At 45.9% G+C, this 13,104-nt stretch carries 6 protein-coding genes; 5 read left to right on the top strand and 1 reads right to left on the bottom strand.

The window, feature by feature from the left end:
- The first annotated feature begins 219 nt into the window (after positions 1-219).
- The 4 genes from PP178_RS06355 (at position 220) to xylA (ending at position 7,897) form a co-directional block, all read left to right on the top strand.
- A complete protein-coding gene (locus tag PP178_RS06355; RefSeq protein ID WP_272593470.1) occupies positions 220-3,315 on the top strand; it encodes a SusC/RagA family TonB-linked outer membrane protein in 3,096 nt (1,031 codons plus the stop codon).
- Between the two features lie 18 nt (positions 3,316-3,333).
- Positions 3,334-4,956, top strand: coding sequence for a RagB/SusD family nutrient uptake outer membrane protein (locus PP178_RS06350; RefSeq protein ID WP_272593469.1), 1,623 nt, complete (start codon positions 3,334-3,336; stop codon positions 4,954-4,956).
- A 124-nt stretch (positions 4,957-5,080) separates the two neighbouring features.
- Complete coding sequence (locus PP178_RS06345; protein ID WP_272593468.1) at positions 5,081-6,565, top strand: xylulokinase; 1,485 nt, start codon at positions 5,081-5,083, stop codon at positions 6,563-6,565.
- Between the two features lie 6 nt (positions 6,566-6,571).
- A complete protein-coding gene (gene xylA, locus PP178_RS06340; protein WP_272593467.1) occupies positions 6,572-7,897 on the top strand; it encodes a xylose isomerase in 1,326 nt (441 codons plus the stop codon).
- A gap of 59 nt (positions 7,898-7,956) precedes the next feature.
- Here xylA and PP178_RS06335 read toward each other — a convergent pair whose 3' ends face one another.
- Positions 7,957-9,609, bottom strand: coding sequence for a solute:sodium symporter family transporter (locus PP178_RS06335; protein WP_272593466.1), 1,653 nt, complete (start codon positions 9,607-9,609; stop codon positions 7,957-7,959).
- Positions 9,610-9,794: 185 nt separating this feature from the next.
- On the opposite strand from PP178_RS06335, the gene PP178_RS06330 reads away from it, so the two are divergent.
- Positions 9,795-13,100, top strand: coding sequence for a VCBS repeat-containing protein (locus PP178_RS06330; RefSeq protein ID WP_272593465.1), 3,306 nt, complete (start codon positions 9,795-9,797; stop codon positions 13,098-13,100).
- Positions 13,101-13,104 lie beyond the last annotated feature (4 nt).

The following is a 13,104-nucleotide window of genomic DNA, read 5'->3' as shown; positions in this document are numbered from 1 at the left end:
AAAGTGCTATATTTGATAGCAGCTCGTAAACAATCACACATCAAAAAAACCAAATACTCAATTATATCAGAGAATATTTGCGGGGTTAATAAATTTTAAAAGTTATTAACACGAAACCGATTTCGTGCTTTATCAATTCGAAAAACACAGCTTTTTAACACTTTTTTTACATAAGTTTAACTCTAGGAATGAATTAACTAAACTCAAAATCAACAATTTATGAAGATTACACTACTAAAATGCTTTCTTTTGGTCGGGGCTTTGTTAAGCTTTGGCCTGATGGAGGCTCAAGAGGTGTCAGGTACTGTAACGGATGCCAGTGGCCCGTTACCAGGTGCCAGTGTGGTGGTTCAGGGTACTACTACGGGGACACAAACGGACTTCGATGGTAATTATACCTTGAACAACGTAGATGCCAATGCTATCCTCGTGGTAAGCTATATTGGCTACAAGACACAAGAAGTTCCCGTAAATGGGAGGTCTACCATTGATGTTACCCTGGAAGAAGATGCCGAGGCATTAGACGAAGTGGTGATCATCGGTTACGGTACTACCACGGTTAAAGATGCAACCGGTGCGGTGGCAGCAGTAACCTCGGAAGACTTTAACAAAGGGGTTATCGCTTCTCCTGAAGAACTTATCCAAGGTAAGACCGCAGGGGTACAGATTACCCAGACCAGTGGTGAACCGGGAGCCGGAGTTCAGCTTCGAATCAGGGGAACTAACTCGGTAAGATCTAACAACAACCCACTTTTCGTGGTAGACGGAGTGCCATTGGCCGGAGATGATACATCTCCATCAGGTGGTAACATCGGGGTAGGAACCTCGACCTCCAGGAACCCGCTTAACTTCCTTAACCCGGCAGATATTGAAAGTATCAGTGTCCTTAAAGATGCTTCTGCAACCGCTATTTACGGTTCCAGGGGTGCTAACGGGGTTGTGATCATAACTACCAAGAGTGGTAAGGGAGCAGTAGGTGGACTGTTCGAATTCAGTTCCAGCCTTAGTATCTCCAAACCTGCAGAACGCTACAACTTATTGTCTCCAAATGATTTCCTTGATGCCGTTGAGCAATTCGGGGGAGACAGGAATGCACAAAACTTTGGTGCAAGAACGGATTGGCAAGACTTTGTTACCCGTACGGTAGCTTCACAGAACCAGAACCTTTCTTATTCCAATACTCACAACAGTGGATCTGTCCGGGCAACTTTCGGATACGGAAAACAGTTTGGTGTAATCGAAAAATCAGACCTGGAACGTATTACAGCAAGGCTTAACGTGATCCAGCGATTCCTCGATGACAACCTTACCTTAAACCTACAGGCAACTGGTTCTCGTGTGAACGACCAGGCAGCGCCCTTAAGTGGTAGTGCAGGATTCCGTGGTGACCTTTTAGGTGCTGCTTACTCGGCAAATCCAACTTGGCCGACAAATCCGGATTTCAATTCCGGCGGACAGTTAAGTCCGGCCACCATGTTAAGGTATACTCAGAACCTTACAACTACTGACCGTGCGCTGTTGAATTTCTCAGCAGAATACAAGTTAACACCGGAATTGACTGCGAAAGTAAGTACCGGTTATGACAGGTCTGAGGGTACTACAGTTGCGGTAGCATCCGCAAAAGCAAGGAACCTTGACCGTACCGTGTTTGGAAATGGTCGTGGGTCGTACAACGTCATCGATGTGGAAAACAAATTATTAGAAGGAACGCTTAATTTTAAGAAAGAATTCTCTAACTCCAACATTGATGCATTGGTAGGTTACTCTTACCAGGAATTTGGAAGAAACGGATTTAATACGGAAGGATTTGGGTTCGGAAGTACTGACCTGAATGTTATGGGCGACGACCTCGTAAAAACCGTAGACCTTATCAGGAATAATATTGACGGGTCTTACCAGCAATTCGGGTTTGATTCCAGAGGCTCACAAATATTTGTAAACAGGTTATTCCCTTCTCCTGCTTCTGACCAGATAGCCCCTCCCGGAGCACTGGGAGTTCGATCATTGGCAGCTGATACCTTTGATGTAACCGACGAATTACAGTCGTTCTTCGCCAGGGTGAACTATACCATTGCAGACAAGTACCTCTTTACAGCCACGATCAGGGCTGATGGTTCTTCAAGGTTTGGTGGAAACAACCAGTATGGATACTTCCCTTCCGGTGCTTTTGCCTGGAAGATCAGCGAAGAGGATTTCATGGGCGATACCTTCAGTACACTTAAACTGAGATTAGGTGCCGGTATCACCGGTAACCAGGAAGGTCTTGGTTATGGCGGATTTATTCGTCGTGAGCGTTATGCAGGATTTGGTATCCAGGACAACGGAAACGTAGATGCTCCCGGCCTTACCCCGGTAACCTTCGCGAACCCTGACCTTAAGTGGGAAGAAACGCTGGATTACAACATCGGTCTGGATTACGGCTTTGTGAATGACAGGCTTAGTGGTAGTATAAACGTATATCGTAAAGAAACTACCGATCTATTGCTGAATATCGAGGCTGCTCAGCCATCACCTCAGCCAAGGTTCTTCCAGAACCTGGATGCCATGGTGATCAACCAGGGGGTTGAATTCGATATCAGTTACGATATCATCCAATCCGTAGATGTGAACTGGAACACTTCCTTTAACATCGCTTATAACGATAATGAATTACAGGATTTCGGAGGACAGATCCCCGCAGGAACTATCCGTGGACAGGGACTTTCCCTGGCCTTCGCACAGATTCTTGCCGGTGGTTATCCCCTTTTCTCATATTACCTGAGAGAATTTCAAGGATTTGATTCCAATGGTCAGCCTATCGGGGACGTTCAGACCTTTGTAGGTGAGGATGCCTTACCGGATGTAACTGCTGGTCTATCTACCAGTGTATCCGTAGGCAACTGGGATTTCTCAGCTTACCTTGCAGGTCAGTTCGGATTCTCTGTGTATAACAACACGGCAAATGCTTTCTTTACCGCGGGTGCTATCAATAACGCACGTAACGTGACCTATGATGTACTTGACAGTGGGGAAGCAGGAAATGCAGCGGCTGAAGTATCTACTCGTTTCCTTGAAAAAGGAGATTTTGTAAGGCTTCAGAACGCAACCCTTGCGTACAACGTGCCTCTAACAGGAGACGGTCTGTTCCAAAGCCTAAGGCTTTCATTAACCGGGCAGAACCTATTCCTCATTACCGATTACAGCGGTTTGGATCCAGAAGTTAGTGTTAACCCCGGTTCCGGAGACCTGTTGAACGGTCTTCCAACAGCGGGTATTGACTACACTGCTTTCCCTAGGCCCAGAACGGTTACTTTTGGACTAAACGCAACTTTCTAAACAAAAAAATTGATGATCATGAAAAGAGAACAATTAAAGAAACTTATGTTGGTGACCTTGTCTTCGGCATTTGTCCTCTCATGTACAGACCTCGAAATTTCGGAAAGCGACTCAATCTTTCCCGAGACTTCTACAGGTGGTTTTGACGGGGTAAATGACCCGGGGAGCTCGGTAGACCAGCTCTATAATGATATGAATGGCCAGTTCGGCGACCAGGCTAACCTTTTTGCCCTTACAGAGGTATCCACAGATGAACTGTTGGTACCTACAAGGGGAACAGACTGGGGAGATAACGGGATATGGAGAACCTTACATTCCCATACCTGGTCTCCGTCACACCAGTACATCCTGAATACATGGAACCAGTTTAACCAGAATGTATTTCGCGCCTCGGAAGTAATCGACTCCCGATCTAACGCTACAGCAGAACAAGTGGCCAATGCTAAATTCATCCGCGGATTCAGTATGTGGGTAGTAATGGACCTATTCGGACAGGTTCCCTTCAGGGAAGTGGACGAAGGACCAGAAATTAGTCCTAAAGTACTTACCAGGGCCGAAGCTGCAGATTTTGTTATCAATGATCTTACTGAAGCGATAGCTGGGCTACCCGTGGTGAATGCCAACAATCTGGAAGGGACCCAACGCGCCAGTAAAGCTGCAGCTCAGTATATGTTAGCTAAGGTGTTACTGAACAAACATGTTTATACGGGAGGATCACCTGACACCGGAGACATGAACCAGGTCGTTTCCCTTGTTGATGAGATAAATGGTGCTGGATTTGACTTACAAGAAGGCTTTTTCGACATCTTTACGGAAACTGCTGATTCTGAGACTATCTGGTGGAGACCTGCAGCTGTAGGTAACCGTATCTGGAATACACTCCATTACAACATGGCCCCGGAAATCACTGGTGGTGGTTGGAACGGGTTTACTACCCTGGCTGAATTCTACGATATGTACGAAGGTCCATCTGACACTAATGTTGAGGGTGGAGCCCAGGAAGAGCGTAGAGGTGGCGTACCACAGAGTGGTACCGTATTTGTCGATACCAATGATGACGGTATTGATGATAATGTAGTTGGCGGTGTTGACGGTAACGATGACGGGTTTATCGACGGCTCTAACGTAGGATATGGATTCCTTTTAGGACAACAGTATGACTATAACGGTTCTAAATTGAAAACACGCCCAGGGGGTGACCTTACATTTACTAAATCACTGCCAGGGTTAGTTGGAAACGGTGAAAACACCGGTATCCGTGTTATCAAGTACAATCCTCGTCATGGTGGATTTACGCCTCACCTGATTATTTTCCGTTACTCGGATGCTCACCTGATGAAAGCCGAAGCGATTCTTCGTGGAGCCAGTGGTGATGCAACTGCATTAGTGAACGAGTTAAGAGTACTCAGGGGTGCTACTCCACTGGGATCTGTCAGCGAAGCTGATCTCCTGGAGGAAAGAGGACGAGAACTTTATGAAGAATTCTGGAGAAGGAATGATATGATCCGTTTCGGACAATTCACAAGGGACTGGGAATTTAAAGATGCTGCAGCTGTTGGCGACGAAACCAAAAACCTGTATCCGATCCCGGTTAATGCCTTGCTTTCTAATCCTAATTTGGTTCAGAACCCAGGCTACTAATATTTGATTTAAGTGTTTATAAAACTCCGGGTCCACGCCCGGAGTTTTTTTATACCTCCCGCTGAATTAAGCATTGGCTGCTCCTTGGATTTTAGTTACCTTAATACGACTAAAAGCACAATCATTGAACTATTATATTGGGTATGACATCGGCAGCTCTAGTATTAAAGCGGCGCTGGTGCATGCCGAAACAGGAGAGAAGATCAATTTGGTGCAGGTTCCTTCAGTGGAAATGCTAATCCGGATTCCAGAGAAAGGATGGGCAGAACAGGATCCTGAACAGTGGTACCAATATGTATGTAATGCAACCAAGATCCTGCTGAAGGAAAGCACCCTCAGGCCCGAACAGATCATCGGGATCGGTATAGCGTATCAAATGCACGGGCTCGTCTTGGTAGATAGAGCTGGAGCCGTCCTCAGGCCCGCTATCATCTGGTGCGACAGTCGTGCTGTCGATATAGGAGACAATGCCTTGAAAACCCTTGGCGAATCCTATTGCCAAACTCACCTGCTGAACAGTCCGGGCAACTTCACCCTTTCCCGGTTACGCTGGGTTAAGGAACATGAACCCGGTCTATATGACCAGCTCTACAAATGGATGTTACCGGGAGATTATGTAGCCTTCCGGTTAAGCGGAGAAATCACAACCACCGTCCCCGGGCTCTCTGAAGCAGTTGCCTGGGACTTTAAAGAAAATGAACCTGCAGAACGCTTGTTAGAAGAATACGAACTCAGTACAGTACATATTCCGGATATTCTTCCCACCTTCTCCCTACAAGGCACAGTCTCAGCCAACGCCTCCCTGAATACCGGATTGGCCGCGGGCACTCCAATATTATACAGGGCGGGGGACCAACCCAATAATGCTCTGAGTCTGGATGTATTGGAGCCAGGTGAAATAGCCTGTACCGGCGGCACCTCCGGTGTACTTTATGGAGTTACCGATAAGTGCGAAGCCCTATTGAATTCCGGCATCAACAGTTTTGCCCATGTTAACCATACTGCGATAAAGAACAGGATTGGGAAACTACTTTGCATTAACGGCACGGGAATACAATACCGATGGCTGAAGAATATTCTGAACGCCTCCTCTTATAAGCAAATGGACGAATGGGCAGGGCAGGTACCGGCAGGATCTGAAGGACTTATCGTACTCCCTTTTGGTAACGGTGCGGAGCGCATGCTTCAGAATCGCAACCCGGGAACTTCCCTGTCCAATATCGATCTTAACAGGCACGATCAACGTCATCTCTGCAGGGCCACCCTGGAGGGAATTGCATTTGCCTTTGCTTATGGGATGAAATTACTGCAAGCCGAAGGTGCAGATGCCAACTTATTAAGAACCGGGAATGACAATTTGTTCCGATCTACTATATTCTCCACTACCCTGGCCAGCTTGTTACAAAAAGAGATACATCTCTATGATACCACCGGGGCTGTAGGAGCTGCACGTGCCTGTGTGGTGCATCAAAAGGATTGGGATGTTTTTAAGAAAGACAAGTTCGCTCCCACCCACATTCACACCTATGAACCCGTTAAGCCGCAGCAAGAAATATTAAACAAGGCGTACTCCCAATGGGCACTTATGCTCGATGCCAACTTAAACTAATCAATAATGAACATACACGATCATCGGGAATATTTCCCGGGAATAAGCAAGATAGAATTTGAAGGTCCTGGATCGGACAACTCTTTAGCCTACCGCTACTATGAACCAGGCAGGATAGTCCGGGGGAAAAGTATGCGAGAACATCTGAAATTTGCAGTGGCCTACTGGCACAGCTTCTGTGGAACCGGGGCTGATCCCTTTGGTCCCGGCACTATTACACATCCCTGGGATAACCCGGCAGATCCTATCGACGCCGCCAAAGCAAAAGCGGATGCGGCTTTCGAATTTATCAGTAAAATAGGGTTCGACTATTTCTGTTTTCACGATTTTGACCTTGTACAGGAGGCCGATTCCCTATCCGCATCGGAAAAGCGATTAATGCAGATCACGGATTATATCAAAGAAAAACAACAGCAAACAGGTATTAAGGTCTTGTGGGGAACCGCCAATCTTTTCTCCCATCCCCGTTACATGAACGGGGCAGCTACCAGCCCTGATTTCAAAGTTGTTGCAAGGGCCGGGGCACAAGTGAAAATGGCCCTGGATACGACTATGGAACTCGGTGGGGAGAATTATGTTTTCTGGGGCGGAAGAGAAGGTTATATGTCCCTGCTGAACACCAACATGAAATTAGAGTTAGATCATTTAGGACGTTTCCTGGGGATGGCCAGGGACTATGCCCGTAGCCAGGGGTTTAAAGGGAATTTCTTTATCGAGCCTAAGCCCATGGAACCGATGAAACATCAATACGATTTTGACGCAGCCACGGTAGTCGGCTTCCTGAAGCACTACGATCTTGCAGACGATTTTAAACTAAACCTGGAGGTAAACCATGCAACCCTGGCCAACCACAGTATGCAACACGAAATGGAAGTGGCTGCAATGCACGGCTTACTAGGTAGTATTGATGCAAACCGTGGCGATTACCAGAACGGTTGGGATACTGACCAATTTCCAAACAACTTGTACGAACTAACCCAGGTGATGTTATCCTTCCTGCAGGCCGGCGGACTCAAAGGTGGAGGGATTAATTTTGACGCCAAGCTGCGTCGTAATTCAACGGACCCCGAGGATCTCTTCCACGCCCATATCGGTGGTGTGGATATATTTGCCAGGGCCCTGCTGAGCGCCGCAGACATCTTGGAATCATCAGACTATACAAGGCTTCGTGCCGCTCGCTACAGCTCATTTGATTCAGCTGAAGGCTTACAATTTAAAAATGGGCAGCTGAATCTGCAACAGCTTTCCCAGATCGCAAAGAATACCGGGGAAGTTCCGTTGACCAGTGGTAAGCAGGAACTGTATGAAAACCTTGTTAATCGCTACCTCTGACCATAAAAAAACCCGCGGAGTAGCGGGTTTTAAAGTGTTAGATTAAGTGAAGATGTTTCTTAATTCGCAAAATAGATATAGATACCTACGACAAGGATAACGATCCCTAAGCCGACGGCTTTCACATATCGGTACGGCTGAATATCCACTTGCTTGGTATACTCCTGTAAGTAATCCTCTTTTCGAGGCCAGATTTTACCAATAACCAGCATTAGTACAACGTTTAGCACGAATAATATGGCCATAACATGGAGGAAATGAGGGTAAGCAGCGGCTTCTACCTGCGCCAGCTCAGCGGCATCGGTTATCCCCGCCGCCTTAGCTTCAGCCATTGCATTATCCACAAAATAGGGCTGTAAGATAAACTGGCTAAGGATATACAAAAATGATCCGGATAAGATTCCGATCTTGGCAGCAATGGCCGGGACTCGTTTTGTAAGGTAACCTACAACAATAATGGTAAGGATTGGAATACTGTAAATTCCATTGACTTCCTGCAGGTATTCAAAAAGGCTTTCTGCATTCGCGATCAGCGGCGCAATGAACATGGCGGCAAACGCGAGGATGATCCCAAAGATCTTACCGTACTTTACTACGGTGCTTTCCGTAGCATCCTGGTTGATATGTTGTTTGTAAATATCAATCCCAAACAAGGTTACCGAACTGTTTAATACACTGTTAAAAGAACTCAGGATAGCTCCGAATAATACTGCTGCGAAGAATCCTACCAGGTAGGTCGGGAGTACAGCGTTCACCAGGGCAGGGTAAGCCTGGTCTGCTTTTGGTAACTGGCCCTCGAACATGTGCCAGGCAATTATCCCGGGTAATACTACGATGATGGGTCCTAATACCTTTATAAAGGCTGCCAACAGCAAGCCTTTCTGGCCTTCCTTAAGATTTTTGGCACCGAGAGCACGCTGAATAATTTGCTGGTTGGTACCCCAGTAAAATAACTGTACCAGCATCATCCCTGTAAATATGGTGGCAAAAGGTACTGAGGCCGTTGGCCCGCCAATCGAATCAAATTTCTCCGGGTTACTGTCGTATAACACATCCAGCCCCTGGAATAAATTACCATCTCCTATCGCTACAAGTCCAAAAACTGGGATCAGTAATCCCCCGATCAGTAATCCTATCGCGTTAATACTATCCGAAACCGCAACGGCTTTCAACCCTCCAAATACAGCATAAATTGACCCGATGATTCCTATACCCCATACGCAGATTACGAGTGCAGCTTTACTGGAAACCCCTAAAAGTGTGGGTACATCAAACATGGTACTGATCGCCAGTGATCCGGAATACAGGATGATTGGGAGTAATACTACCACGTAACCGGTGAGGAAAAGTACAGAAGTAAGAGTTTTAGTACTTACGTCATAGCGATCTCTCAGGAATTGGGGTACCGTGGTTAATCCACTTTTAAGATACCGTGGCAAGAGGAATACCGCCGTAACAACTATTGCAATAGCTGCCAGGGTCTCCCAGGCCATCACCAGGATTCCTTCTGAATAGGCATTTCCGTTCAAACCCACGATCTGTTCCGTGGATAGGTTGGTCAATAATAGAGATCCTGCAATAACTCCGGCTGTCAAGCTTCTCCCTCCAAGGAAATAGCCGTCAGAGGAACTTTCATCGGTTTTCCTTGTGGCGTAGTAGGCGATTATGGCCACCAATAAGGTAAAGCCGACGAATGAGATTATCCCGATCATATCGTTTAAATTGGTTAGTTAGAAGGTTAAATATATTAGTTTCTTCGCAAACTTTGTCTTGTAAGCCCCTATAATTCACTTGAGTCAATAAAAAGAAACAAGCTTCCCGCATACTTATAACATTAACCCTAATCTTTTTACTCTTACTACAAGATTATATATATTGCCAATACACTTTTACAGGCATGGCAAAGTACTTCCGGCTGATTATATTAATGAGCCTGTTCTTCAGTAGTTGTAAGGAAGAAAAGGTAAAACTTTTCACCCTGATCGATCCTTCACAAAGCGGGTTACTTTTTGAGAATCGATTATCAGCTACTCCCGAACTCAATATTCTGACCTATCTATACTACTACAACGGTGCCGGTGTTGCCATAACCGATTTTAACAAGGATGGCTTAGCAGATATCTATCTCACTGCCAATCAAGGGCCTGACGCACTGTTTATCAACACCGGAAATTTTACTTTTAAAGAAGTGACGGCCGCTGCCGGCATTGAAAATTCCACAGGTTGGACCACTGGGGTGACCCATGTTGACATCAATGACGATGGACTCCAGGACTTGTACATCTCCAAAGTGGCTAATTACCTTGGCTTAAAGGGACATAATCTTTTATATATCAATCAAGGTATAGATGAAGAGGGAATCCCCCGTTTTAAAGAAGAGGCTGCCTCTTATGGACTGGACTTTTCAGGCTTTTCTACCCAGGCCGCTTTTTTTGATTATGATCTCGATAATGATCTGGACATGTTCTTGCTGAACCACTCTGTGCACCCTAACAGGAATTATGGTCGCGGTGCTCAGCGGGTGGTCCCTGACACAGCATCCGGGGACCGTTTATACCGAAACGATAATGGAAAATTCACGGATGTATCTCAGGATTCCGGCATCTTTTCCGGGAAGATCGGGTACGGCCTTGGGCTCGCCATCAGCGATACCAATAACGACGGTTACCCAGATATTTACGTTGGGAACGATTTCTTTGAAAACGACTACTTCTACATCAACCGGGGGGATGGCACTTTTAAAGAGATCATTTCGGAAAGTGACGCACACATAGGCCATAGCAGTCACTTTTCTATGGGTAATGACATAGCTGACCTGAATAATGATGGCCTACCGGAGATCATTTCCCTGGATATGCTTCCGGGAGACCTGGAAACCTATAAAACATCAGGAGCAGAATACGCATACCCTACTTATGAACTCTACCTTAAAAATGGTTACCGCCCCCAGTATATGCAGAACACACTTCAGCTGAACCTCGGCGACGACCGGTTTAGCGAAGTGGGCCATCTCTCAGGTATTTCTGCTACTGACTGGTCCTGGGCACCTCTCGCGGCAGATTACGACAACGACGGGGATAGAGATATATTTATATCTAATGGTATCAAAGGCGCTACCAATGATATGGATTTTATCAACTTTATCGCCAATGAGAATATCCAAAAGCGGTTAATGAAAGGAATGAGTGCTGAAGAAATGGAGTTCATCGAAGAAATACCTGAAAAGAAAGTGTCCAATTACTTTTTTGAAAATAGGGATTCTTTACATTTCACAGATGAAAGTGACGCATGGGTAAATGCGCTGCCCTCTTTTAGCAACGGGAGCAGTTATGCAGACCTGGATAACGATGGAGACCTGGACCTGGTCGTCAATAATGTAGATGCCCCTGCTTTCCTTCTCAGGAATAATGGAGATAAATTATTAAACCACCACTTCATCACGGTTGAACTAAACGGGCCGGAAGGCAATCGCAAGGGCGTAGGAGCCAAGGTTCATGTATATTCCCAGGGAAAATTGCAGGTTGCGGAACATTACAGCAGCCGCGGATATTTATCGGCAGTCCCGAATCAACTTCACTTTGGACTGGGTACCGCAGCTAGCCCGGATTCCCTCATTGTTATCTGGGCCGATGGAAATTTTGAATCAATATCAGGCACATTGGCGGATCAAAATTACACAGCAGATTACTCGAAGGCCGGCGGTGATTACTACGGTAATGGAAACAGCGGTACCGACGATATTCTTTTCAGGGCATCATCGCCTATTGAATTTACGCACCTGGAAAATTCGACCCTGGATTTTAACCGGGAACCACTAGCCCCGTTGGCCGGCAGCCACGAAGGACCGGCAATAGCCAAAGCAGATGTGGACCAAGACGGCCTGGAAGACCTGTTCATTTGTGGTGCAAAAAATCAACCTTCGGCTCTTTTTATACAAGGTCCTGGCGGTAGTTTCGAAAAAGCACTGATTCCTCATTTTGAGAAAGTGAAGTTAAACGAAGATACTGCTGCCCTGTTCTTTGATGCGAACAACGATGGGTTTCCGGACCTCCTGATCGCCTCCGGGGGTAATGAGTTTAAAAATGGTGTAGCCCTGACTCCTCGTTTTTACCTGAACATCAATGGAAATTTTCAATACAGGGAAAATCAATTTGCAGGTATAGAGGTGAATGCCTCCTCGATCTCAGCTACTGATCTGGATGGAGATGGAGACCCGGATGTATTGATAACATCTGACCAGGTACCCGGAAAATATGGCGAGACTCCCGTTCAACACCTATTCACCAACGACGGTAATGGTAATTTCACGTTACTAAACAACAAGGCCTATGGAGCAATAAAACTCCTGGGAAATGTTAAGGAGGTGATTTGGATAGATTTAGATGGGAATGGGTATGAAGACCTGATTGCAGCCGGCCATTGGATGCCTGTCAGCATATTGATGAATAACGGTACATCGTTGCGATTGCAAGAAAATAATGGCCTGCAAAACACTTCGGGTCTATGGAATACCATTGAAGCCGTAGATCTGGATGGGGATGGAGATATGGATTTAATTGCCGGCAATTGGGGAGAGAACAGCAGGCTTACTGCATCTGTAGAACAGCCATTGCGGTTATACCGGGCAGATTTTGATCAGAATGGATCGGCAGAACCTGTAATGACCTATTACTACAAGGACATAGAAACGACCTTAGCCTCTAAAGATGAACTCGTTAAGCAATTACCATACCTTAACAAAAAATTTCTTTCTTACTCAGATTTTGCCAGGGCGAGTATAGATGAAATTTTTTCGAGAGATAAGCTGTCGCAGGCTATAAAAAAGGAAGTGAATGTATTAAAGAGTTCTGTTTTCATAAATAATGGGGACAATACCTTTGTTATACAGGACTTACCCAGGCAAGCCCAAACTTCCACGGTGCAGGATCTGCTGATAGATGATTTTAATGAAGACGGTGCCGCAGATATCCTATTAGGAGGTAATACACTGGAAATTAGCACCCAATTGGGTAGGATGGATGCCCTGCATGGCTTAATTTTGCTCAATAATAAAAAGGGTGGTTTCTTTACCTATCAGCAGGCAGTCCCAGGTCTCTCCGGACCTGTACGGCAGCTCCTGAAAATAAGAATTGGGAAGAAACCTCATTACATTGCCGGGCTCAACAACCATCACCCGGTATTCTTGACCACCGACCAGAATTAAGACT

It is taken from the genome of Zeaxanthinibacter sp. PT1 (assembly GCF_028464225.1).
Lineage (GTDB): Bacteria > Bacteroidota > Bacteroidia > Flavobacteriales > Flavobacteriaceae > Zeaxanthinibacter.
Note: the sequence above shows the minus strand (reverse complement) of the source record. Positions and strands in the feature narration are given on the sequence as shown.

Coding starts and splice junctions, on each gene's coding strand:
- PP178_RS06355 (WP_272593470.1), top strand. CDS start 220: ATGAAGATTACACTACTAAAATGCTTTCTTTTGGTCGGGGCTTTGTTA.
- PP178_RS06350 (WP_272593469.1), top strand. CDS start 3,334: ATGAAAAGAGAACAATTAAAGAAACTTATGTTGGTGACCTTGTCTTCG.
- xylA (WP_272593467.1), top strand. CDS start 6,572: ATGAACATACACGATCATCGGGAATATTTCCCGGGAATAAGCAAGATA.
- PP178_RS06335 (WP_272593466.1), bottom strand. CDS start 9,609: ATGATCGGGATAATCTCATTCGTCGGCTTTACCTTATTGGTGGCCATA.
- PP178_RS06330 (WP_272593465.1), top strand. CDS start 9,795: ATGGCAAAGTACTTCCGGCTGATTATATTAATGAGCCTGTTCTTCAGT.